Consider the following 22,684-nt stretch of genomic DNA (forward strand, 5'->3'; position numbering starts at 1 on the left):
CACCCGCCCCAGACGCTCGCGGCGATGACCGGACCGTTCCGTCCGGGCCGGTAGACAGGATCCCGTGAGCACCACCGACGCCCGGCCGCATCCGCACGACGGTGCCCCCCGGGTGGCCGTGGCGATCACCGCCACCAGCACGCCGGTGCTCTCCCACGCCCTCGCCCACAACCGCGTCCCGGTGGTCTCCCGGCTGGCCTTCGCCACCCACGGCGCGGCGGTGTCGGGCGCGGTGGTGCGGCTCGGCGTCCAGGACGCCGAGGGCCCGGTGGGGCGCCCGGTGGAGCTCACCGTCGACCTCGACGCCGACGCCACCACGGTGCTCAGCGACGTCGACCTGGTCATGGACCCCGCCGCGATGCTGCAGATCGAGGAGCAGCGGCCCGGCGTCATCGAGATCGACGTGACCGTCGACGGCGCCGACGTCGGCGGCACCGCCGTCCCGGTGCAGGTGCTCGCCGCCGGCCAGTGGCTGGCCACGCCCCTGCCGCTGGCGCTGGAACTGCTGGCCGCGCACGTGCTGCCCAACCACCCGGCGGTCCCGGCGCTGCTGGCCGAGGCCGCGGCGCTGCTCGACGAGCGCACCGGCGACGCGTCGCTGGACGGCGGGGAGGCCGGCCCGGAGCGGGTCGACGAGATCGTCTCCGCGGTCGCCGCCGCGATGCGGGCCCGCGGCATCCGGCACAGCGAGGCGGCCGCCGACTGGGCGCACATCGCGCAGAAGGTGCGCACCCCCGGCGACGTCCTCGACGGCCGGGTGGGCACCTCGCTGGACACCACGGTGGTGCTCGCCGCCGCGCTGGAGGCCGCCGGCGTGCGCACGCTGCTGTGGCTCACCGAGGGCCACGCGTTCCTCGGCTACTGGCGGGAGGAGCGCAGCGCCGAGAGCGTGGCGACCACCGACGTCGCGCCGCTGGTGGACTCGGTCGGGCTCGGCCTCGTCCGGCTGGCGGAGACGACGCTGCTGACCAGCCGCAGCGCGGAGGACCCCGACGCCGAGCGGCTGGACCGCGCCGCCCGCGACGCGTGGCTCACCGGCGGGGCCGACCGCGTCCTGGGCGTCACCGACGTCCACCGCGCCCGCCGCGCCGGCATCCTGCCGCTGCCGGCCCGCACCCGCGGCCCCGACGGCGCGCTGCAGGTGGTCGAGTACCGCGCCGCCGAGCACGACCCGGCCGCGCGCCCGCCCGGCCGGCACGCCGCCCCGGCCGCCGGCGCCGGGGTGCCGCCGCGGGTGCAGCGGTGGCGGGACGACCTGCTCGACCTGGGCGTGCGCAACCGCCTCGTCCACCTCCCCGACGGCCCCGGCCTGCCGCTGGTCGTCCCCGGCCTCTACCTGGCCACCCTGGCCGAGCTGCTCGCCGACGGCGGGGTCACCCTGCTGCCCAGCGACCGGGTGCCGGCCGCGGACGCCGACGGCGGGCCGCGCTCGGCGCGGGAGCTGCCGGTCGGCGTGCTCGGCGAGGTCCTCCACGAGGGCCGCGCCGTGCACGCCGACGTCACCGAGGGCGGCTACCTGCCGCGGCTGCGGGCGCTGGCCGCCCGGGCGCGCACCGTCCGCGAGGAGACCGGCGCGAACGAGCTGTACGTCGTCGCCGGCAGCCTGGCGTGGGAGCTCGACGGCCGGTCGATGCGCTCCCCGCTGGTCCTGCTGCCGGTGGTCCTCTCCCCCGCCGACGGCTCCTACCGGCTGGCCGCCGACGACGCCGCGGTCGCCGTCCCGAACCGGGTCCTGCTGGAGAAGCTGCGCCGGGTGCACGGGCTGACCGTGCCCGGGCTCGACGGCGAGGACGACGACGGCGTCGACCTCGAGGGCGCGCTGGCCGCGGTGCGGCAGGCGCTGGCCGACGCGGGGCTGCCGTTCCGCGTCGAGGCCACCGCCGACCTCGCCGTCCTGCCCGCCGCCCGGTTCCGCGCGTGGCGCGACCTCGACCGGTCCTGGACCGAGCTGGCCGCCAACCCGCTGCTCGCCCACCTGGCGCACACGCCGACCGCCCCGTTCGCCGACCCGGTGCCACCCGCCGCGGCCGACGCCGATCTCGACGAGCTCGCCGCCGCCTGTCCGCTGCCCGCCGACGCCGCCCAGCTGCGCGCCGTCGCCGAGGCCGCCGCCGGCCGCACGTTCGTGCTCGAGGGCCCGCCCGGCACCGGCAAGTCGCAGACCATCGCCAACCTGGTCGCCCGCGCGGTCGCCGAGGGCCGGCGGGTGCTGGTCGTGGCCGCCAAGCGGACCGCGCTCGACGTCGTCGCCCGCCGGCTCGAGTCGGTGGGCCTCGGCCCGGCCGTCCTCCCCCTGCACGGCGACGCCGCCCGGCCGGCCGGGCTGCGCGCCCGGGTCCGCGCGGCCCTGGACCGCCCGGCCGGCGTCGAGGACCCGGGCCTGCCCGCCGACGTCGAGGGCCTGCGCGCCGCGCGCCGGACGCTGGCCCGCTACGCCGACCGGCTGCACGCCCCCAACGCGGCGGGCCTGTCCTTCCACGCCGCGCACACCGCCCGGCCGGCCGCCGGCGAGGACGTGCCGCGGCTGCCGCTGCCGCAGGAATTCGCCGCCGCCGCGCCGGCGGAGACGCTGACCGCGGTGCGCCGCGCGCTGGCGCTGCTGCCCGCCGTCGCCGACCTGGTGCGCCCCTCGCCGCGGCACCCGTGGGCCTTCGTCGACACCGCCGGCGTCGACCTGCGCGCCGCCCACGCCGCCGCCTCCGCCGTCGACGCCGCGATGCGCGCGCTGCCGGCCGAGCCGCACCTGGCGCGGGCGCTGCGCGAGGTGCGCACGCCCGGCGACCTCGACGACCTCGCCCACCTGCTGTCCGCGCCCGCCGTCGGCCTCGACGTGCTCGACGAGGTGCCCACCGAGCGCTGGTCGGTGGCGACGACGACGGTGCTCGGCGAGGTCGCCGCGTTCACCTCCGCCGTCCACCCGGGTCTTGAGCTGGCCACGCCCGAGGCGCTCGCGCTGCCGCTGGCCGACCTCTACGTCGCCGCGCAGACCGCCCAGGCCGGCCACTGGTGGGCCCGGCAGGAGGGCCTGCGGGCGGTGCGGGCGCAGCTGGCGCCGGTGCTGCGCCCCGGCGTGACCCTCAAGCTGCGCGACGTCCCGGAGCTGACCGCCGCGCTGTGGCGGCTGCAGACGGCGGCCACCGGCATCGCCGCGCGCGCCTCGGTCATCCCCGGGCTGTCGGTGCCGGCCGGCTGGAACCCACTGCTGGCCCCCACGCTCCTCGACGGGCAGGTGGCCTGGCTGCGGCGGGCGGGCGCGGTGGTCGACAGCGCCCGCGAGTTCGCCGTCGCGCTGCGCCGCTACGTCGTCGCCGGGCCCGGTCCCTCCCCCGAGGCGGCCGCCGCCGTCGTGCGGCTGCGCGACGAGCTGGACCGGCTGCTGCGCGTCTGCCGCAGCACCCCCGCGCGGCTGGCCGCCTGGTGCGGCGACGACGGCGTGCTGCTGCGCTGGGCGATGACCCGGCCCGAGCGCGGCGTCGAGCACAGCGGGCTGATCTCGCTGCGCCGGTGGGCGGAGTTCCTCGACACCCTCGAGCCGCTGCGCGACGCCGGCCTGACCGACGCCCGCGCCGCGCTGGTCAGCGGCCGGCTGCCCGCCGAGGACGCCGTCCGCGCCTTCGAGCTCGGCCTGGCCGCCGCGTCGGCGACCGAGCGCAGCGCCGCCACCGGCCTCGACGCGTTCGACGCGGCCGCGCACGACCGGGCGGTCGCCCGCTTCACCGCCGCCTCCCGCGCCGTCCGCGCGCACCTCACCGGCGCGCTGCCCGCCGCGGTGGCCGCCCGGCGCCCCGACGACGACCTGCTCGGCGCGCTGCGGGATGCACTCGCCGACGGCGGGCCGGGGGTGCGCGCGCTGCTCGCGGAGCACGGGGACGTGGTCACCGCGCTGCTGCCGTGCGTGCTGGCCGGCCCCGACGCGGTCGCCCGGTTCCTCCCGGCCCGCGCCGGCCTGTTCGACCTCGTCGTGTTCGACGAGGCCTCGCAGCTGCGCGTCGCCGACGCCGTCGGTGCGCTGGGCCGGGCCCGCGCGGCCGTCGTGGTCGGCGACGGCGCGCAGCTGCCGCCGACGCCGCTCGCCGAGACCACCGCCGCCGGCGACGAGCTGCCGGAGCTGCCCGGCACCGCCGTCGAGGACGAGGAGTCGATCCTCTCCGAGTGCGTGCGCGCCGGGGTGCCGCGGCTGGAGCTGTCCTGGCACTACCGCAGCCGCGACGAGTCGCTGGTCGCGTTCAGCAACGCGCACTACTACGGCAACCGGCTCTCCTCGTTCCCCGCGCCCACGCCGGGACGGCCGTCGGCCGGGGACGGCGGGCACGGCATCTCGCTGGTACGGGTGCAGGGCACCTTCCACCGCACCGGCGCGGGCCGGCTGCTGCGCACCAACCCGATGGAGGCCAAGGCCGTCGTCGCGGAGGTCCGCCGCCGCTTCGACGCCGCCGCCCCGGGCGAGGTGCCTTCGATCGGCGTGGTCACCGTCAACGCGCAGCAGCGGGCCTACGTCGAGTCGCTGCTGCGCGACGCCGGCGACGAGCGGCTGGCCGCGGCCCTCGACCGCACCGACGGCGAGGGCGTGTTCGTCAAGGACCTGGAGACCGTGCAGGGCGACGAGCGCGACGTCGTGCTGCTGTCCACCGTGTTCAGCGCCGACGACCGCGGCGTGCTGCCGCTGAACTTCGGACCGCTCAACCGGGTCGGCGGCGAGCGGCGGCTCAACGTGGCGATCACCCGCGCCCGCCGGCAGGTCGTGGTCTTCTCCTCCTTCGACCCCGCAGCGCTGCGGGCCGAGCAGACCTCCTCGCTGGGCATCAAGCACCTGCGCGCCTACCTCGACCTGGCCGCGCTCGGCCCCGACGCGCTGCCGCGGGAGGCGCGGCGGCCGGGGATCCCCGACCGGCACCGCGACGAGATCGCCGCCGCGCTGCGCGAGCGCGGGCTGGCGGTGCGCACCGACGTCGGCCTGTCGGGGTTCCGCGTCGATCTGTCGCTCGCCTCTCCCGACGCGCCCGACACCCCCGTGGTGGCCGTGCTGCTCGACGGCCCGGCGTGGGCCCGGCGGCGCACGGTCGGCGACCGCGACGCCCTGCCCGCCGAGGTGCTCGCGGGGCTTCTCGGCTGGCCCGCCGTCGAGCGGGTGTGGCTGCCCGCGTGGCTGCGCGACCGCGACGCCGTGCTCGACCGGCTCACCGCCGCGGTGACCGCGCTGGCCCCGCCGGCGCCCGCGGCCCCGGTGCTGGCCGTCGTCGACGCGCCGCCCGCGCTGCCGGACGACGACGAGGAGCCTGCCGGTCCCGGCCCGGCCCCGCGCGGTGGGCCGGTGCTGCGGTCGGTGGCCTCGGCCGCCGTCGCCGCGCTGCCGGCGCCGCGGCACCTGCCCGACCCGGCGGCCGCCGACCCCGAGCCCCCGCCGGTGACGCCGCCGGTCGTGCTCAGCGTCGTCCCGCCGGTCCCGGAGGAACCCCCGGCCGCCGAGGAGCCGCCCGCCGAGCAGCGGTTCCGGGCCTGGGCGCCGAAGCCCGCGGGCGACCGGAAGGTCCTCGACGCGCTGGCCGACCCGCGCAACGCGCGCCTGGTCACCCGCGTGCTCGCCGCGGGGCTCCGGGCGGAGGGGCCGGTGCACCGCGACCGCCTGGTCCGGCTGGCCGCCGGCGCGTTCGGGCTGTCGCGGGTCAGCGAGGCCCGGCGCGACGCGCTGCTGGCGCTGCTGCCCGCGCACACCCTCGACGGCGACGTGGTCTGGCCGGCGTCGCTGGACCCGGCGACCTGGACCGCCTACCGCCGCCAGATCGCCAGCGCCGCCCGGCCGCTGGACCAGGTGCCGCCGCAGGAGGTGGGCAACGCGATGGCCGCGCTGTGCCGCGGGGCCGGCGGGCTGGCCCGCGAGGACCTGTTCGCCCGCACCGCCGAGGTGTTCGGTTACCGGCGTCGCACGCCGTCCCTGGTCCCGCTGCTCACCGCGGCACTCGACCGCGCGGCCGCCGCCGGCCGGCTGACGGTGCACGAGGACGGCCGCGTCACCGCCTGCTAGAGGACCCCTGCTGCCCCCGCCACTCGCACGCTCGTGGCGGGCTCCTGCAGGAGGGCCGCCGCGCGCAGTCGTGCTCTGCACACAGGTGTAGGCAGAGCACGAGCTTCGTCGGGTCACCTCCGGTGACCCCCTTCGTGCTCTGCACACGGGTGTAGGCAGAGCACGACCGTCCGCGGGAGCACACCGGTCCGGCGACGGCCGGGTCAGACGCGCGCGAGCCCCACCACGGTGACGTCGTCGGTTCCCGCCGGGTCCAGCGCGGCGACCACCGCGTCGACCACCTCCTGCGGCTCCCCCGCCGCGGCGGCCACCGCGTCCCGCACGGCGGCCATGCCCTCGAGCAGCGGGCGGTCGCGGCGCTCGACCAGGCCGTCGCTGTAGAGCAGCAGCCGGTCGCCCGCGTCCAGCCCCAGCTCGACCTCCGGGTAGGCGGCGTCGTCGAGCAGGCCCAGCGCCGGGCCGCGGCCGTCGGTGACCAGGACCGCGGCCCCGCCGGCGGCGTGCACGGCCGGCAGGTGCCCGGCGCTGGCCAGGGTCAGCCGCCCGGTGGCCGGGTCGAGCTGGGCGACGACGGCGGTCGCCATCTCACCGGGCAGCAGCGCGGCCACCAGCCGGTTGAGTTCGGCCAGCGCGGCGGCCGGTCCCTCGTCGCGCAGCAGGGCCGCCCGCAGCGCGTGCCGCAGCTGGGCGGTCACCGAGGCCGCCGTCAACCCGTGCCCGGCGACGTCGCCGAGCACCACTGCCAGCGTCCCGCCGGGCAGCGGAACCAAGTCGTACCAGTCCCCGCCGACGACGTCGGCCTCGCTCGGCCGGTACCGCGCGCCCAATCCGACGCCGGGCACCTTCGGCAGCCGCTCGAGCAGCAGCGTGCGCTGCAGTGCGGCCGCGAGCCGGTCGTCCTCGCCGGCGCGGGCCAGCACCGCTGCGCCGAGGTGACCGGCCAGCGCACGGGCGGCGGCCACCTCGTGCCCGTGCCAGGGCCGGGCGGTGCCGCGGACGGTCTCGGTCCAGCGGGCGAACGAGCGGCGCGGGCTGAGCCGTCCGCCGTCGACCTCGGACGTGCGCGGGTCCCCGCCCCAGCTGACCTCGCGCGGCGTCTCGGGGCGGAACCAGGCGAGGAAGTCCCCGCGCCCGCCGCCGACCTCGACGGCGAGCACCCCGCTGGCGTCGGTGGCGAGGTCGTCGAAGCCGGGCACGTCGAGGGTCAGCCGGTCGGTCACCCCGCCGGCGCGCAGCACGGCCGGCACCAGCGCGGCGACCCGGTCGGGCGGTGGCGTCGTGCCGAGCAGGTGCAGCCGGCCGTCGAGGCGGACGGCGGCGCCCGAGGCCGGCAGCAGGTCCAGCGCGGTCACCGCGCCGTCGACCAGCGCCGCGGCGGGCGTGCGCGGGCTGCGGCCGATCGCGCCGACCAGGTCGGCCTCCCGCTGGGAGACCGCGACGACGCGGTCGCGCTCGCCGGCCCCGACGGTGGTGTGCAGCAGCAGCGAGGCGGTGCGTCCGAGGAACTCCGCGGCGGTGCGGTCGGCGTAGGAGGGCCGGTGCGGACCGCTGTAAGAGTGGCAGGCGACCAGGCCCCAGAGCCGGCCCCGGTCGATGAGCGAGACCGACATCGAGGCGGTGACGCCCATGTTGGCCAGGTACTCCAGGTGCACCGGCGAGACGCTGCGCAACATCGCGCCCGACAGGTCCAGCGGCGCTCCGGTGCCCGGCACCCGCGGCGGCACGAGCGGCACCGGGGTGTAGGAGGCGTCGGGGATCAGCCGCATCCAGTTGGTCGTGTACAGCGCCCGGGCCTGGGCGGGGATGTCGCTGGCCGGGTAGTGCAGGCCGAGGAACGGCTCGAGGTCGGGGCGGCGGTCCTCGGCGACCACCTCGCCGTTCCACTCGGCGTCGAAGCGGTAGACCATCACCCGGTCGAACCCGGTCAGCGCGCGCACCTCGCGGGCGAGGACGGCGGTGAGCCCCTCCAGCGTCGTCGGCGCGGACAGCCGCTGCAGCACGGTGGGCAGCCGGCGGTGCCAGGCCGCGCCGGCCTCCCCGGCGCCGGCGACCGGCTCCCACTCGGTGACGAGCAGGCCGCCGCTGCGGGAGAGCACCAGGTCCAGCTCTGTGCCGCCGGGCGCGACCCGCAGCGGGTCGGCCTCGGCGAGGTCGCCGGCCAGCGCGGCGCGCAGCCGCTCGACTTCGGCAGGGGTGAGCAGGTCGGCCAGCGTCGCGGGGTCGGCGCCGAGGACGTCGGCGGCGTTGGCCGAGGCGACGACGACGGCGAGGTCGGGCTCGCTGACGGCGAGCAGCGCGCCGTGCGGCTGGATCGCGCCCGGGACCGCGATCGGCTCCTCGGCGCAGCGGGCCAGGGCCTCCTCGTCGACCCGCCGGCGGACGGGATCGGGCGCAGGCGGGGTCGGCGTCCCGGTGGAGGTCACTCCACCGACCCTACGACCCGACCTCCCCGTCGCCCCGGCCCGCGGACTCGACCACCGGCACCAGCCGCTCGAGCTCGAGCAGGTCGATGACCAGGCGGACCGCCTTGTTCTCCCGTGGGCACACCACCTGCAGCGACGTGCCGGCCTCGGCCGCCCGCCGCGCGGAGCGGACCAGCTGCCGGGCGCCCGAGGAGTCCAGGAAGGTGGTGTCGGTGAGGTCGATGACCAGCGACCGCGGCCCCGCGGCCAGCTCGGCCTCGACGCACTCGGCCAGTCGGGGGACCGTCGCGATGTCGAGCTCACCGCGTACCCTCAGCGCGGGTCGCCCGAGTCCCGCACCGCGGTGGACGGCGAACTGCACGATCGGGCTCCCTCGATGACGGAACGGACCCGAGGAGCGTAACGCGGCGTCGGAGAGGGGGCCTCGGCGTGGACATCTCCTTCACCGTGCGGCTGCCCGTCGACGTCGACAGCGTGCCGTTCGTCCGCGGCCTGTGCCGCCAGGCGCTCGACCACCTGCGCGTCGACCGGCCGGTCGTCGAGGAGACGACGCTGGCGCTCACCGAGGCCTGCGCCAACGTCGTGCAGCACGCCGGGGAGCACGCCGAGTACGAGGTGTCGGTCGCGATCGACGACCGCCTGTGCCGGATCACCGTGGTCGACGACGGCACCGGGTTCGACCGGGCCGAGGCCGAGGACCGGGCCCGCCTCGACGGTGACGGCGGCGCGGGCGTGCGGCTCATGCAGGCCCTGGTCGACTCCCTCGACTTCCGCCAGGACGCGCAGGGCCGGCACCGGGTCAGCCTGGAGAAGCGGCTGTCCGCCCGCCCGTCGCTCCGGCTGCTCGACCGCGAGTAGGCCGTCCCGGCTCAGGCGGGTGGCGCGTCCCGGTCGCCCTGCTGGGCGGGCGGGGACGTCGCCTCGACCGCGGTGAACGCCTCGACGATCTCGTAGGTGTGGCTCACCCCGGCCGGCACCACCCAGGAGTCGCCCGGGCCCAGCTCCAGCGTCTGGTCGCCGGCCCGCAGCCGGGCCCGCCCGGCGACCACGTAGCCCACCGTCTCGTAGTCGCGCGCCGTCTCCGGCTTGCCCGCGCTCTCCGGCTGCTCGTCCCACAGGCGCATCGCCACCCGGGTGCCCGCCGAGAGGTGGTGCTGTCCCATCCGGCCGGTGCCCGCGTCGGGGGCCGCGACCTTGGCGACCCGGTTGTCGCTCGTCTCGCTCACGGGGAACGGCTACCCGGGCGCGGGACGGGCAAGCGTCCCGCGCCCGGCGCGTCGCGACCGGTCAGGAGGCCGTCAGCCCCCGGACCCGCTCGATGAGGCCACCGGCGCAGGCGTCGATGAAGCCGTCGGGGTCGGGCCCGGCGTTCTGCAGCACGATGTGGTCGAACCCGGCGTCGACGTAGGGCTGCACGTGCCGCACGTGCTGGTCCTCGTCGGGGCCGCAGCTGAACTGCTGCTTGACGTCCTCGAGGCGCACCGTCGAGCTGGCGGCGTCGAAGTTGACCGGGTTGGGCAGCTCGCTCATGACCTTCCAGCCGGTCAGCGCCCAGCGGCTGGTCTCCAGCGCCTCCTGCGCGCCGGTGTCCTCGTCGGTGGCCCAGGCCAGCGGCACCTCGGCGTAGCGCGGACCGGACCCGCCGGCGTCGCGGTAGGCGCCGACCAGGTCCTCGCGCGGCTCGGTGGCGAACAGCCCGTCGCCGTGCTCGGCGGCCAGGGCCGAGGCGTTGCGCCCGCCGCTGGCGACGGCGATGACCGGCAGCTGGTCGGGCAGGTCGAAGACGCGGGCGTCCTCGAGCTGCAGGTGCTTGCCCTCGAAGGTCTGGTAGCCGCCCTGCCACAGCAGCTTGATGATCTGCAGCGCCTCGCGCAGCATCTCGTGCCGCACGTGGACCGCCGGCCAGCCCTTCCCGACGACGTGCTCGTTGAGCCGCTCGCCGGCGCCCACGCCGAGGGTGAACCGGTTGCCCGACAGCAGCTGCACGGTCGCCGCGGCCTGCGCGATGACCGCCGGGTGGTACCGGATGATCGGGCACGTCACCCCGGTGACCAGGCCGATCCGCTCGGTCCTCGCCGCCATCGCGCCCAGCAGCGACCAGGTGAAGGCGCTGTGCCCCTGGTTGTCCAGCCACGGGTGGAAGTGGTCGCTCATCTCGACGAAGTCGAACCCGGCCTCCTCGGCGCGGACCGTCTGCCGCACGATCTCGTCCGGCGGGAAGGCCTCGGTGGCGAGCTTCAGTCCGACCTGCATGTCGTGTCGTCCTCACTGTGGGGCTGCCGGGTCCGCAGCCAGGGCTGCCCGTGCCCCGCGGAACGGAAACGGCACACCGGGGTCCGCGGGCCGGCTTCCGGGTAATGCGGTCGCGCCGCGCGAGCCGAGCGCGTTGACTGCCCCGGCCCACCGATGGCACCGCGGGGACCGGGCTCCGCGCAGCAGGAAGAAAGGACCATGGAGAAGATCAGCGACCGCCTGCTCAGCTGGGCGTCGATCCTCGAGCCGGCCACCCGGGAGCAGGCCGAGCGCACCGCCTCGATGCCGTTCATCCACCCGCACCTGGCGCTCATGCCCGACGCGCACCTGGGGCTCGGGGCGACCGTCGGCTCGGTCATCCCCACCGACGGCGCGATCATCCCCGCCGCGGTCGGGGTGGACATCGGCTGCGGGATGATGGCCGTCCGCACCCAGTTCACCGGCGACGACGTCCGCGGCCGCAACCTGGCGGTGCTGCACGAGCAGATCGCGCGGGCGGTCCCGCTGTCGGCCGGCCGCTACAACCGCAAGCTGCGCGAGACGGCCGCGGCCCGGGCCGAGGAGCTGCGGGCACTGCCCGGGGTGGCGCAGGCCGACGGCGTGGCGTCCAACTGGCCGCTGCAGCTGGGGTCGCTGGGCTCGGGCAACCACTTCATCGAGGTCTCCCTCGACGAGGCCGACCGGGTGTGGCTGTTCCTGCACTCGGGCTCGCGCGGGGTGGGCAACCGGCTGGCGTCGACGCACATCCGGGTCGCGCAGGAGCGGACGCGGCAGCGGGGCGTCGACCTCCCCGACCGCGACCTCGCCTACCTCGAGGAGGGCGAGCCGGAGTTCGACGCCTACATCGAGGCGCTGCGCTGGGCGCAGCGGTTCGCCGCGCTCAACCGCGAGGAGATGATGGACCGCGTCGCCGAGCAGGTCTCGCGGTTCCTGACCGAGGAGGTCCGGCGCGAGCAGGTGGTCCAGTGCCACCACAACTACACCGAGCGCGAGACCCACCACGGCCGCGAGGTGTGGCTGTCCCGCAAGGGCGCGATCTCCGCGCGGCGCGGCCAGTGGGGGCTGATCCCGGGCTCGATGGGCGCGGCGTCCTACGTCGTCGTCGGCAGGGGCGACCCCGAGTCGCTGGAGTCGGCGCCGCACGGTGCCGGCCGGGCGTTCTCCCGGACCGCCGCGCGGAAGCAGTTCAGCCGGGCCGACCTCGACCGGCGCATGAAGGGCATCGCCTGGGGCCGCTCGGACGCGTTCCTCGACGAGCACCCCGACGCGTACAAGTCGATCGACGTCGTCATGGCCGACGCCGCGGACCTGGTGGAGATCCGGCACACGCTGTGCCAGGTGGTGAACGTCAAGGGCGACTGAGTCCTCCCCGGACGCTCGTGCTCTGCACACCCCTGTGTGCAGAGCACGAGCACGCCGGACCGCTTCCCCGGCGGTCCCCGGTGCAGGACAGTGACCCGGTGACGACGTCGATCGAGGCGGCCGGGCTCGAGCAGGTCGCGCCGGGGGTCTTCGCCTACGTGCAGCCCGACGGCAGCTGGATGATCAACAACACCGGCGTCGTGGCCGGCGACGACGGCACCGGGGTCATGGTCGACACGACCTCCACCGAGGCGCGCAACCGGGCGCTGTTCGCGGCGGTGGACGGCGTCGCCCCGGGCCGGCTGCGGGCGCTGGTGAACACCCACCACCACGGGGACCACACCTTCGGCAACTGGCTGGTGCCGGACGGGACGCCGGTGGTCGGCCACGAGCACGCGCGGGAGGACCAGCTCGCCGCGGGTCTGATCGCCGCCCAGGTGCTCACTGGGCCGGACTACGGGCACCTGGAGGTGCGCCCGCCCGACGTCACCTTCACCGGCGCGCTGACCCTGCACCTCGGGGAGCGGGCGGTCGAGCTGCACGCGGTGGGCCCGGCGCACACGCGCGGCGACGTCGTCGTCTGGCTGCCCGGCGAGCGGGTGGCCTTCGCGGGCGACGTCGCCTTCGCCGGCGGCCAGCCGTTCCTCGCCGAGGGCAGCATGGCCGGGTACCCGCGGGCGCTGGCCGCACTGCGGGCCCTGGAGCCGGACGTGCTCGTGCCCGGGCACGGCCCGGTGTGCCGCGGGGACCAGGTCCCCCGGCTGCTCGACGACCTCGCCGGCTACGCGGCCTTCGTCGACGCGACGGCGCGCGAGGGGCACGCGGCGGGGTGGTCGCCGCTGGAGACCGCGCGCCGGCACGCGGACAACCCGTACGCGGCGTGGCAGGAGTCCGAGCGGCTCGTGGGCAACCTGCACCGGGCGTACGCCGAGCTCGACGGCCGACCGCCGGGCGAGCGGCTGCCGCTGGCCGACATCTGGCCCGACATGGTCGCCTTCCACGGCGGCCCCATCGGCTGCCGGGCCTGAGGGCGTCCCCGGCGGTCACGCCGGCGCGGGGGCACCGTCCAGGCACCGCCGGGCCGCCGGGCGCATCCCGAGTCCCGCGAGGATCCCCCCGGCCCGGCGCCGGCGCTCGCGAGCGCGCTCGCGCAGCAGGCCGCCGAGCGCGGCGTTGACCGACCGGTCGGCGCGGCGCTCGAGGAACTCCGCCGTCGCCAGGTGGGTCGCTGCCCGCCGCAGTGCCTCCGCGCGCTCGAGCCGTTCCTGCGGTCCGCGGCCGGTCGGGGGCCCGTCGGTCCCGTCCGCGCCCGCCGTGCCGCCGGCCGTCATCGTGGTCGTCATCGCGTCCCTCGCCTCCGTCGGTCCCCGCATCTGTGGAGACGCCGGAAGGCGGCGGGGATGACGCGGCGCGGGGAACGAGGCGGTCAGCTGCCGGGGAAGCCCGGGCGGTCGCCGGTGCCCATCCCGCTCTCACCGGCGCGGGGCGACTGGTCGGGCGCGGCGCCCACCTCGGCGTCCTCGTCGTCGTGGACGGGGCGCTCGCCGGGCAGCACGTCGTCATCCTGCCCGGAGCGGTCGTTCGTGCCGCCGTACGGCCGTCCGGTCATCGAGCCCTCGGTCACTGCGGACCTCCTCCGCCGTGCACCGACCGGCCGGCTGGGCTCACCCCGGTCGGTGCCGGGGTGCCCGGCCGGCCGGCTGCGGAAACCGTCGCCCCGAGACGCGGTGTGCCGGTTGATCCCGGGCTCTGCCGGCTCGATCGCGCCCGCAGAGCGCCGGGAGAGCCGGCAATGGGGCGGCAACCAGCGCGAGAAGCACCGCGCCCCCCGTCCCGGAGCGGGACGGGGGGCGCGGTAGGGCGTCGGTCGGTCAGTAGGCCCGGCCGCTCGTGCCGCCCTTCTTGTTCTTGTTCTGGAAGTCGCGGACGAACTGCTTGATCTTCGCCTGGTTCTGCGGCTTCTGGAGCTCCTGCACCACCTTGGCGGCGACGCCCGAAGCCACGAGCTTCCTCAACATCCCCACGGGGTCCTCCTCCTGTCGGCTCCTGTCCCGTTGCCCCGTCAACGCGCGGGGCAACCGTGGGGATCCCGGTCTTTCACCCGTTCCACCGGTGGCGGGCCGCTGACGGGGCGTGCGGACGCACCGTTGCGTCCTTTCTCGTCCCATCCGGCGTGTCGGCACCCGACCGGGTGCTGCCGCGTGTCCAGGACCTCGGCGTGCGCGGTGGTCGCGCGGGCGTGTCCGATCCGGGAAACCAGTCAAATCCGCAGGTCCGTCCCGGGCGTGGCGCCGCGTTCCGTCGGTTGAGGGCCCCCGGACCCCTCCCTACCGTCGTCGCCGGTCCGCCAGGGTCCTTCGTCGCGCCCCGTGCGACACCTGGTGGCCACGCCGAACCGGGCGCCGGAATCAGCCGGCAGCCCGGGCCGGGGACCCACTGCAGCACTGGGGTGGAGCGCGACTCGTCGCGCCGGGCGACTCCTCCGTCCGAACCCGTCAGCTAACCCGGTAGGCGGTCGCGGAGAACAGGAGAACCGTCGTCCATGACGACTGCACGCACGTCCACCGCTCGTCGCTCGTTCCGCGGCATCGCCGTCGCGGCCATCGCCGGAGCCGGCATCGTCCTCTCGCCCCTCCCGGCCTCGGCTGCCGCGGGCGGTGGTGGTGGCACCGCGACCGGGACGGTGGCCGCCGCGCCGGCGCCCGCGCCCACCGGCGCGGCCCAGGTCGCCGTCGACACCGCGCTCGCCCAGGTCGGTGACCGGTACGTCTACGGCGCCACCGGGCCGGACTCCTTCGACTGCTCGGGCCTGACCAGCTTCGCCTACAAGGCGGCCGGCGTCTCGATCCCGCGCACGTCGAAGGCCCAGTCGACCTTCGGCACCGCGGTGGCGAAGGCCGACCTCCAGCCCGGTGACCTGGTGTTCTTCTACAGCCCGGTGTCGCACGTGGGCATGTACATCGGCAACGGCCAGATGGTCCACGCCTCGACCGCCAGCAAGCCGGTGGCCGTCGTCGACCTCGACTCGATGCCGAGCTACGCGGGCGCCCGCCGGGTCGCCTGACGCACGTCGCGGAACGGTGCCCCGGCCGGGCTCTCCGGCCGGGGCACTCTCGTGTCGTGGTGCACGAGGACGGTCCCCGGTGGCCCCGCCGCGCCGGCGCCGGACCGGTGGTGGCCGTGGGCAAGCTCGTCGCCGACCAGCTGCTGGAGCTCACTACTCCGCTGGTGGTCGGGGGCCAGCAGCGGGTGACCCGGACGACGACGGCGGGCGGGGCGCCGGCCAACGTGACGGCGAACCTGGCCCGCCGCGGCACCCCGACGCGGCTCGCGGGCTGGGCCGGCGCGGACCCGCTCGCCGACACGCTGCTCGCCGGACTGGCCGGGCGCGGGGTGGAGACGGCGGTGGTCCGCCGTGGCCGCACTCCCCTGTCGACGGTGCTCGTCCACCCCGACGGCGAGCGCACGCTGCTCACCGACCGCGGCGAGGGCGGGCTCGAGCCGGACGACGTCCGCGCCGCGTGGCTCGCCGGCGCGGCCGCCGTCCACCTCGACGGCTACGACCTGTTGCCTGGCCGTTTCCCGGACGCGCTCCGGGCAGCTGCCTCGCTCGCCCGGGACGCCGGCGTGCCGGTCACCGTCGACGTGGCGGCCGCGACGCGGATCGAGCGCCACGGGGCCGACGCGTACCGGGAGCTGCTCGTGGCGCTGCGGCCGGACGTCCTGTTCTGCAACGCCGTCGAGGCCGCGGTGCTGGGATTGGACGGCGACCGGCCCGCGTGGGCGCCGGCACTGGTCCTCGTGCACGCCGGCGCCCGGCCCACCCGAGTGCTCACCGCGGCGGGTGCGTGGCAGGTGCCGGTGGAGCCCCTGCCGGAGGGACGGCTCCGCGACACCACCGGCTGCGGGGACGCCGTCGCCGCCGGGGTGCTGGCCGGCTGGCGGACGGGGGCGCCGGTCCTGGACGCGGTCCGCGCCGGCCACGAGGTGGCCGCGGTGGTCGCGGGTGTGGTCGGGGCCCAGCCGCCGCCCTGACCGCCCGGGCTCACCGTCGACACCGGCGTCACCAACAGGTGCCTTTGTAGCGATGATGGCATCGGTCAAGGCTCTGACCTGCGGATTCAGGTTGTGCACCGCGTGCCGGTCGGCTATTGTTCGATCATGTGTTCGAGCGGGTGGGGGACCGGTGACGTCCTGGATGACGTCGCCGCGCTGGTCGCCGAGCGCAACCGGATCGATGCCGCCCTGGCCCGCCGGGTCCGCGCCGCGGAACTGTCCCAGGCGCCCGAACGGGACGGGCAGAAGAGCATGGCGTCGTGGCTGCGCGGGCACTGCCGGCTCTCCTCGGCGGCGGCGTCCCGGCTGGTCGGCAACGGCCGGGCGCTGGAGCACCTGCCGGCGCTGGCCGAGGCGCACGAGGCCGGGCTGGTGTCGGCCGAGCAGGTGGCCGAGGCCGCGCGGGTGGTCACGCCGCAGCGGCGGGCCGCGGCCGCCGCCCAGAACGTCGACCTGGCCGCGATGGACGCCGCACTGACCCAGGTCGCCCTCGACTGTCCCCACGCCGACCTGGTGCAGATCGTGCAGCGCTACCTCGACGCGCTCGACCCCGACGGGCCCGAACCCGACCCCACCGCCAGCCGGTCGCTGACGGTGTCCAAGCACGCCGACGGATCCCTCAGCGGACGCTTCCACCTGGACGCGGTGGCCGGGGAGCGGTTCCAGGCGGCGCTGGAGCCGTTCGTGCAGCGCGACCGCCCCGCCGGCGACCAGCGCACCCGGGCTCAGCGGCAGGGCGACGCGCTGGTGCAGCTGGCCGACACCAGCCTGGCGTCCGGTCAGCTGCCGGTGCTGCGCACGGTCAAGCCGCACGTCGCGGTGCGGGTCGACCTCGACGACCTGGCCGACCCCGCCACCGGGCCCGGCGCCGCCACCATGGGCTTCGGGGCGACGATCTCCGCGGCCCGGGCGCGCTGGCTGGCCTGCAACGGGGCGATCTCCCGGGTGGTGTTCGGGCCCGACGGGGTGCCGCTGGACCTGGGCCGCAGCCGGCGGCTGGTCAGCCGGCAGCTGCGGCGCGCGGTCGAACTCCGCGACGGCGGGTGCGTGTACGCCGGTTGCGACGCCCCGAGTCACTGGGCCGACGTGCACCACCTGGTGCACTGGATCGACGGCGGCGAGACCTCACTCGACAATTCGGCGCTGTTGTGCGAACGGCACCACACCCAGGTCCACCACGGCTTCCGCGTCGAGCGACAACCGGACGGCCGATGGCGCACCTGGCGCCCCGACGGCACCGAGATCACCGTCCCCGCACCGCTGGCACCCGCCGCCTGACGTCCTCGCGCGTCCCCCTCAGTGCTTGACGCCGAGGAAGCGCTCGACGCAGCCCATGCACAGACCAGTGTTGTCGTGCACCCACTCGCGGGCATTGACCTCGCGGCACATCGGGCACCAGCGGAAGGTCCGGCGCCGGCGGCGGGCGATCTCCCCGGCGGCCTCCGCGAGCACCTCCGGCTCGTACAGGACCTCCTCGGCCTGGAAGCCGCGGTCGGCCACGAACTCCCACACCAGGGCCCAGACGCCGTGCCACCGCGGCTCGGGCCGCGCGAGCGTGAAGCCGAAACCGTCCCAGCCGACCGCGACCTGGGCGGGTGCCCCGGAGACGAACCACCGCTGGTGCTCGAGGAGATCGGGACCCACAGGACTCGATACGTCGACCTCGCGCCAGCCGGCGCCCAGCGCCCGCGCCAACGCGCTGACCGACACGCCCAGCAGGGAAGCAAGCGCGGCGTCGTCCGGGGTGAGCGGCTCGGGCTCCCAGCCGTCGGGCAGGTCGACGGTCACTGCGCCATCTCGGCCAGCCGGCACATCGCGTTCACCTGCCGCAGCTGCTCCGGCGTCCGTACCGCGGCGTCGAGCAGCAGCGGGCTCATCACGACCACGGCCAGCGCCTTGGCCCGCGACACCGCCACGTTGAGCCGGTTCAGGTCGTACAGGAACGACACCCCGCGCGGCGCCTCCTCGGCCGACGTCGACGTCGTCGAGTAGACGACCACCGGCGCCTCCTGCCCCTGGAACCGGTCGACCGTCCCCACCCGCGCACCGTCGGGCAGCAGCGAGCGGATCAGCGCCACCTGGTTGTTGTACGGCGCCACCACGAGCACGTCCTCCGGCCCGATCGGCCGCTCGGCGCCCTCGTGGTCCACCCAGCCCACGCCCTGCAGCGACCGCCAGACCGCGGCCACCTCGGCCGCCTCCTCGGCGGACGACGCCGACGCCGCGACGGTGTGCGACACCGACCGCACCGCCAGCCCCGACCCCGACACCAGCCCGCCCGGCCGCACGGTGATCCGCTCGCGCAGCGGCGCCGACTCCAGCCGGCCCTCGTAGGCCAGGTCGGACACGAACGCGGTCAGCGCCGGGTGCATCCGGTAGGTCGTGTCCAGGAAGACGCCGCGGCCGACGGGCACGGTCGGGTGGCCCTCGAGCAGGTGCTCCAGCGCCGACAGCCCCGAGTCCCCGGGGTGCACCGCCTGCGTCGGCTGGGCCAGCTGCTGCGGGTCGCCGAGCAGCACCAGCGACCGCGCCGAGCGCGCCACCGCCACCGCGTTGGCCAGCGAGAACTGCCCCGCCTCGTCGACCACGAGCACGTCGACGGCCTCGGCGAGGTCCGGCTGCGTCCAGAACCACGCCGTCCCGCCGACCAGCGACACGTCGCCGTCGAGCAGCCGGGAGGCGACGTCCTTGCCGTCCTTCGACCACTCCACCCCCGGCGCGCCGCAGGCCTGGTGCTCGTCGCACTTCTGCAGCGCCGGCCGGCCCACGGCGGCCAGCACGTTGCCGATGACGGCGTGCGAGGTGGCCGTGACCCCGACCTTCTTACCGGCGTCCAGCAGCGCCCGGATCAGGTGCGACGCCGCCCGCGTCTTGCCGCTGCCGGGCGGGCCCTGCACCGCCAGCACCTCACCGTCGAGCCGCAGCCCGAGCCGGACGACGGCGTCGCCGGCCTGCTCGTCCGGCAGCCGGCGGCAGTCGGCGGGCACCCGCCGCTCGAGCAGCGCCTGGCCGAGGCAGTCGCGGCCGGCCAGCACGTCCTCCGCGGTCGCGGCGATCGCCTCGCGCAGGCCCTTGTCGTCGATCGGCCCGCCCGGACCCAGTCCGCGGGCGGCGACCGCCGGCTTCGACGTCTTGACCACCAGGCGGCCCTCGACGGCGTCGAGCGCGACGACGGTGCCCACGCTCGCCCGCGTGTCGACGTCGACGGCCGGCTTGCCCGTCTGCAGCTTCGCGTCCTGCGGCGGGAACCGGTACTCGTACAGCTTCGACCGCTTCTCCTGGCCGATCTCCACCGGCGCCGAGAGCCCGCCGAGCGCCGTCCCGTCCTCCACCAGCGCGGCGTCGTCGAGGTCGGCGCGGGCGAAGAACTCCCACCAGCCGGGGCGGGCCTCGCGGCGGTGCCACTGCACGAGGTCGCCGAGCAGGTCGTGCCCGGCCGCCTGCAGCCGCTCGACCAACGCCAGCTCGGCGGCCTCGGCCTCCGACCGCGGTGCCGGGCCGGTCGCCTCGGGGAGCATCGGCCGCGGCTGGCCGCCGTACAGCGACTCCAGCTCGGCCCGCTGCTCCTCCAGCCAGTCGTGCAGCTCGCGGGTCGAGTCGACGTCGTCCTTGTTGTAGAGCTCGATCGCCTCGAGGCGCTTCGGGTCGCGGTCGGCCAGCCACTGCTCGTAGGCGATGACGCTGCTCATGGCGTCGGCGACGTCGCCGGTGTGCTGCCGGCCGTAGAACGCCTCGACCTTCTTGATCGAGTACGAGCCCTTGCTGATCCGCATCGACTGCTTGACGACCGGATAGAGGTCGACGAACCGCTCCGCGCGCAGCAGCTGGTCGAGCTCGGCCTCGCGGACGCCGTACCGCCCGGTGAGCCGCTTGAGCGCGCTGACCTCGTAGGCGGCGTAGTGGTAGACGTGCATGCCGGGGTCGGCGCGCCAGGCGTCGAGGACGAGGTCGACCAGGTCGGCGACCATCTGCCTCTCCGCGACGGGGTCGTGCGCCCACAGCGCGGTGAAGGAGCCGTCGCGGCGCCCGATGCCGGCGAGGTACTCCAGGCCCGCGCCGTCGCCGGAGTGCGGGTCGCCCTCGAAGTCGAGGTAGAGGTCGCCGCGGCTGGGCTCGGGCAGCCGGAGCAGGCCGGTGGGTCCCGACGGCGGCAGCAGCGTGCGGGTGGGGACGCCGGTGCGGCGCTCGCGCAGCTGCTCGCGGGCCTGCTCCTGCACGCGCGTGCGGGTGGCCGCGCCGATGCGGGCGGCCCGCAGCGTCTCGGGGTCGGCGCCGGCGAGCTGCTCGAGGGTCGTGATGCCGGCGGCGCGCAAGGCCGCGCGGGTGTCGGCGCGCATGCCGGCGACGAGGGAGAGGTCGTCGGCTGCGGCCAGCTCGGCGTCGCAGCGCGGCTTCCAGGTGCACTGGCTGCAGTAGGCGACTGGGACCGGCTCGGTGGCGGGCGGGTCGGCGAGGAAGGCGGTGAGGTTGGCCCGGGCGCGGCGGGCGTAGGCGGCGACGTCGACCAGCCGCCACGGGTTGCTGACGCCGTCGCCGGTGATCACGCAGACACGGTCGGGCTGCCTGCCCTGGAGGACGGTGAGCCGCTCGGCGTAGGTGGCCATCTGCAGCAGCGCGGGCACCTTGACGCGGCGGGCCAGCTTGGCGTCGGCGACCTCGTAGGACCAGTGCCCGAGAGCCGAGGGGGTGGGCACCTTCAGGAGGAAGTCGGCCGCCCCGCCCCAGACGCCGTCGAAGAACGACGCCTGGGAGATGACGTCGACGCCGTCGCGCATGGCCTGCAGGGTCATCGCCTCCGCCTCGCGGCGGCCGGCCGCGTCGAAGCGCGCGGGGATGCGGACGACGGTCCGCCCCTCGGCCTCCAGCGCGTCGAGATAGCGCAGCTCGTGCTCGGTGCCGAGGTCGGCGATGAGCGCGGCGTGGTCGTCGGGGCCCTCGGCGAGCGGCGTGAGCCGGCCGTCGGCGACGGCGAGGTCGAGCGTCGTCACGTGCGGACAGGCCTGGTGGCGGGTCAGGTCGGTGGGGCTCAGGACCAGGGAGCCGTCGGTGCGGTACATCGAGACGGGACGGTCTCATGCGGGCGCCGGGATCGGTGCCTTCCGCGCCGGGCCGGAGGTGCCTTTGTAGCGCTAATGGCACCCGACGCAGACTGGCCGACGTGACACGGGGACTGCACCGCTCGCACCGGGTGGCCGGCGCCCTCGTCGGCTCGGCGGTGGGTGACGCGCTGGGCGCACCGTTCGAGTTCGGCCCACCAGGCGCGTTCGCGGCCCGCTTTCCGGCACCCGCCCGTGGTGCCGCGACGGAGATGTGCGGCGGCGGGTCGCTCGGGTGGGCGCCGGGCGAGTTCACCGACGACACCCAGATGGCGCTGCTGGTGGCGGCTTCCCTCGTCGAGCGCGGCGGGCTCGACGAGGCGGACCTGTTCGGGCGGTTCGCGACCTGGGCCGCGGCCGGGCCGCCGGACATCGGCAACCAGACGCGCGCCGTCCTGTCCTCCGGGTTGCCGTGGTCGTCGGCCGCGGCCGAGCACTTCGCGCGGTCCGGGCACGCGGCGGGCAACGGGTCGCTCATGCGGACGACGCCGGCGGCGATCTGGTTCTCCTGCTCGGGCACCGAGGCCACCGTCGACGCCGCCCGGCGGATCTCGGCACTGACGCACGGCGACCCGGCGGCCGGCGAGGGCTGCGCCATGTTCCACGAGCTGCTGCGGGTGGCGCTCGACGGCGGCGACCCGCTGGCCGCCGTCCCCGATGCCCTGTCGCTGGTGGCGCCGGAACACCGGGACCGGTGGGCGACCGTGCTCGCGCCCGACTGGTCGCCCGACCAGGCCACGGAGTCGAACGGCGCGGTGTGGCCGACGCTCGGCCAGACGCTCTGGGCGCTGCGGCGCGGGCGGGACTTCGCCGAGGTGCTGCGGCTGGTGGTCGACCTGGGCGGTGACACCGACACGGTCGCCTGCGTGGCCGGCGGGCTGGCCGGCGCGGTGTACGGGATGGGCGGCATCCCGATGCGGTGGTCCTCGCCGGTGCACGGTCGGGTGCCCGGGCACGGCGACCGGGTGTGGCGGCTGGCCGACCTGCAGCAGCTCGCCGCGGCGCTCGACGGCAGGCCGGTGCCCTCGTACGACCCCGGCGTCATCCCGCGGATCGGCCCGGTGGAGGTCCTGCCGGGGATCTGGGCGGGCAACCTCGACGGCGCGCGCTGGTCGGGCGAGGACTTCGCGGTCATCTCGCTGTGCCGGCTGGGCGAGCCGTTCCCGCATCCGAACCACCGGATGGCCTACATCGCCGACAACGAGCACAACGTCGACCTCGACGTGGTGCTCGCCGACGTCCTCGACGACCTCGCCGCGCTGCACGCGGAGGGCCACCGGGTGCTCGTGCACTGCCACGGCGGGGCGTCACGCACCGGGCTGGTGCTGCGCGGCTGGCTGGTGCGCGAGCGGGGGATGTCGGTCGAGGAGGCGACGGCGCACGTCGCCGAGCGCTGGCCGCACCTGGGGCTGTGGAACGACAGCTTCACCGCGGCGCTGGAGCGGCTGGCCGCCTCTCGCGGCTGACCGCGT

General features: G+C 76.6%; 17 protein-coding genes and 1 riboswitch. Of the genes, 8 read left to right on the top strand and 9 right to left on the bottom strand.

Translation table 11 applies throughout. The features are described from left to right. Nucleotides 1-64 precede the first annotated feature (64 nt). Entirely contained in the window at nt 65-6,022 is a 5,958-nt protein-coding gene (locus tag ACI79V_RS04070; protein WP_456887048.1) for a DUF4011 domain-containing protein, read from the top strand. Between the two features lie 203 nt (nt 6,023-6,225). Here the strand turns inward: ACI79V_RS04070 and ACI79V_RS04075 are convergent, their stop codons facing one another. Both ACI79V_RS04075 and ACI79V_RS04080 read right to left on the bottom strand, forming a co-directional pair. After that, nucleotides 6,226-8,445 carry a SpoIIE family protein phosphatase gene (locus tag ACI79V_RS04075; protein WP_456887050.1) on the bottom strand — a complete coding sequence of 740 codons (2,220 nt, stop codon included), beginning with the start codon at nt 8,443-8,445 and terminating at the stop codon, nt 6,226-6,228. A gap of 10 nt (nt 8,446-8,455) precedes the next feature. Beyond that, nucleotides 8,456-8,806 (bottom strand): STAS domain-containing protein, encoded by a 351-nt coding sequence (locus ACI79V_RS04080; protein ID WP_456887052.1) that lies wholly within the window; start codon nt 8,804-8,806, stop codon nt 8,456-8,458. A gap of 68 nt (nt 8,807-8,874) precedes the next feature. Between ACI79V_RS04080 and ACI79V_RS04085 the strand changes: the two genes are divergently transcribed. Continuing rightward, nucleotides 8,875-9,303 (top strand): ATP-binding protein, encoded by a 429-nt coding sequence (locus tag ACI79V_RS04085; protein WP_456887054.1) that lies wholly within the window; start codon nt 8,875-8,877, stop codon nt 9,301-9,303. A gap of 11 nt (nt 9,304-9,314) precedes the next feature. Here the strand turns inward: ACI79V_RS04085 and ACI79V_RS04090 are convergent, their stop codons facing one another. Together ACI79V_RS04090 and ACI79V_RS04095 are read right to left on the bottom strand one after the other, a co-directional pair. After that, nucleotides 9,315-9,671 (bottom strand): cupin domain-containing protein, encoded by a 357-nt coding sequence (locus tag ACI79V_RS04090; protein WP_456887056.1) that lies wholly within the window; start codon nt 9,669-9,671, stop codon nt 9,315-9,317. Between the two features lie 61 nt (nt 9,672-9,732). Beyond that, nucleotides 9,733-10,698, bottom strand: coding sequence for a TIGR03557 family F420-dependent LLM class oxidoreductase (locus ACI79V_RS04095; protein ID WP_456887058.1), 966 nt, complete (start codon nt 10,696-10,698; stop codon nt 9,733-9,735). 198 nt (nt 10,699-10,896) lie between these two features. On the opposite strand from ACI79V_RS04095, the gene ACI79V_RS04100 reads away from it, so the two are divergent. After that, nucleotides 10,897-12,060: an RtcB family protein gene (locus ACI79V_RS04100; RefSeq protein ID WP_456887060.1), complete on the top strand. Its 1,164-nt coding sequence runs from the start codon at nt 10,897-10,899 to the stop codon at nt 12,058-12,060. A 98-nt stretch (nt 12,061-12,158) separates the two neighbouring features. Next, a complete protein-coding gene (locus tag ACI79V_RS04105; RefSeq protein WP_456887062.1) occupies nt 12,159-13,088 on the top strand; it encodes an MBL fold metallo-hydrolase in 930 nt (309 codons plus the stop codon). A gap of 15 nt (nt 13,089-13,103) precedes the next feature. On the opposite strand, the gene ACI79V_RS04110 is transcribed toward ACI79V_RS04105, so the two are convergent. The 3 genes from ACI79V_RS04110 to ACI79V_RS04120 all read right to left on the bottom strand — a co-directional run bounded on the left by ACI79V_RS04110 (nt 13,104) and on the right by ACI79V_RS04120 (nt 14,084). Next, on the bottom strand, nt 13,104-13,403 hold the full coding sequence (locus ACI79V_RS04110) for a hypothetical protein (protein WP_456887063.1): 300 nt from the start codon (nt 13,401-13,403) through the stop codon (nt 13,104-13,106). Nucleotides 13,404-13,486: 83 nt separating this feature from the next. Further along, nucleotides 13,487-13,684 (bottom strand): hypothetical protein, encoded by a 198-nt coding sequence (locus ACI79V_RS04115; protein WP_456887065.1) that lies wholly within the window; start codon nt 13,682-13,684, stop codon nt 13,487-13,489. 247 nt (nt 13,685-13,931) lie between these two features. Next, a complete protein-coding gene (locus tag ACI79V_RS04120) occupies nt 13,932-14,084 on the bottom strand; it encodes a hypothetical protein (RefSeq protein WP_456873727.1) in 153 nt (50 codons plus the stop codon). A 354-nt stretch (nt 14,085-14,438) separates the two neighbouring features. Further along, nucleotides 14,439-14,590: riboswitch (cyclic di-AMP (ydaO/yuaA leader) on the top strand. 12 nt (nt 14,591-14,602) lie between these two features. Here ACI79V_RS04120 and ACI79V_RS04125 point away from each other — a divergent pair. From ACI79V_RS04125 to ACI79V_RS04135, 3 genes are all read left to right on the top strand, one after another. Then, nucleotides 14,603-15,124: a C40 family peptidase gene (locus ACI79V_RS04125; RefSeq protein WP_456887067.1), complete on the top strand. Its 522-nt coding sequence runs from the start codon at nt 14,603-14,605 to the stop codon at nt 15,122-15,124. A 56-nt stretch (nt 15,125-15,180) separates the two neighbouring features. After that, nucleotides 15,181-16,095 carry a carbohydrate kinase family protein gene (locus ACI79V_RS04130; protein ID WP_456887069.1) on the top strand — a complete coding sequence of 305 codons (915 nt, stop codon included), beginning with the start codon at nt 15,181-15,183 and terminating at the stop codon, nt 16,093-16,095. Nucleotides 16,096-16,221: 126 nt separating this feature from the next. After that, nucleotides 16,222-17,394, top strand: a complete 1,173-nt coding sequence (locus ACI79V_RS04135; protein ID WP_456887071.1) for a DUF222 domain-containing protein — start codon at nt 16,222-16,224, stop codon at nt 17,392-17,394. An 18-nt stretch (nt 17,395-17,412) separates the two neighbouring features. Here ACI79V_RS04135 and ACI79V_RS04140 read toward each other — a convergent pair whose 3' ends face one another. Together ACI79V_RS04140 and ACI79V_RS04145 are read right to left on the bottom strand one after the other, a co-directional pair. Beyond that, nucleotides 17,413-17,904, bottom strand: a complete 492-nt coding sequence (locus tag ACI79V_RS04140; protein WP_456887074.1) for a hypothetical protein — start codon at nt 17,902-17,904, stop codon at nt 17,413-17,415. Further along, on the bottom strand, nt 17,901-21,173 hold the full coding sequence (locus ACI79V_RS04145; RefSeq protein ID WP_456887075.1) for a TM0106 family RecB-like putative nuclease: 3,273 nt from the start codon (nt 21,171-21,173) through the stop codon (nt 17,901-17,903). Before ACI79V_RS04145 ends, ACI79V_RS04140 begins: the two co-directional genes overlap by 4 nt. 101 nt (nt 21,174-21,274) lie before the next feature. Between ACI79V_RS04145 and ACI79V_RS04150 the strand changes: the two genes are divergently transcribed. After that, nucleotides 21,275-22,678 carry an ADP-ribosylglycohydrolase family protein gene (locus tag ACI79V_RS04150; RefSeq protein ID WP_456887077.1) on the top strand — a complete coding sequence of 468 codons (1,404 nt, stop codon included), beginning with the start codon at nt 21,275-21,277 and terminating at the stop codon, nt 22,676-22,678. Nucleotides 22,679-22,684 lie beyond the last annotated feature (6 nt).

The sequence above is a fragment of the Geodermatophilus sp. SYSU D00700 genome, from assembly GCF_054050255.1.

Excerpts from the sequence above, each read along its gene's own strand:
- ACI79V_RS04095 (WP_456887058.1), bottom strand. The coding sequence starts at position 10,698 with ATGCAGGTCGGACTGAAGCTCGCCACCGAGGCCTTCCCGCCGGACGAG.
- ACI79V_RS04100 (WP_456887060.1), top strand. The coding sequence starts at position 10,897 with ATGGAGAAGATCAGCGACCGCCTGCTCAGCTGGGCGTCGATCCTCGAG.
- ACI79V_RS04110 (WP_456887063.1), bottom strand. The coding sequence starts at position 13,403 with ATGACGACCACGATGACGGCCGGCGGCACGGCGGGCGCGGACGGGACC.
- ACI79V_RS04125 (WP_456887067.1), top strand. The coding sequence starts at position 14,603 with ATGACGACTGCACGCACGTCCACCGCTCGTCGCTCGTTCCGCGGCATC.
- ACI79V_RS04135 (WP_456887071.1), top strand. The coding sequence starts at position 16,222 with ATGTGTTCGAGCGGGTGGGGGACCGGTGACGTCCTGGATGACGTCGCC.
- ACI79V_RS04145 (WP_456887075.1), bottom strand. The coding sequence starts at position 21,173 with ATGTACCGCACCGACGGCTCCCTGGTCCTGAGCCCCACCGACCTGACC.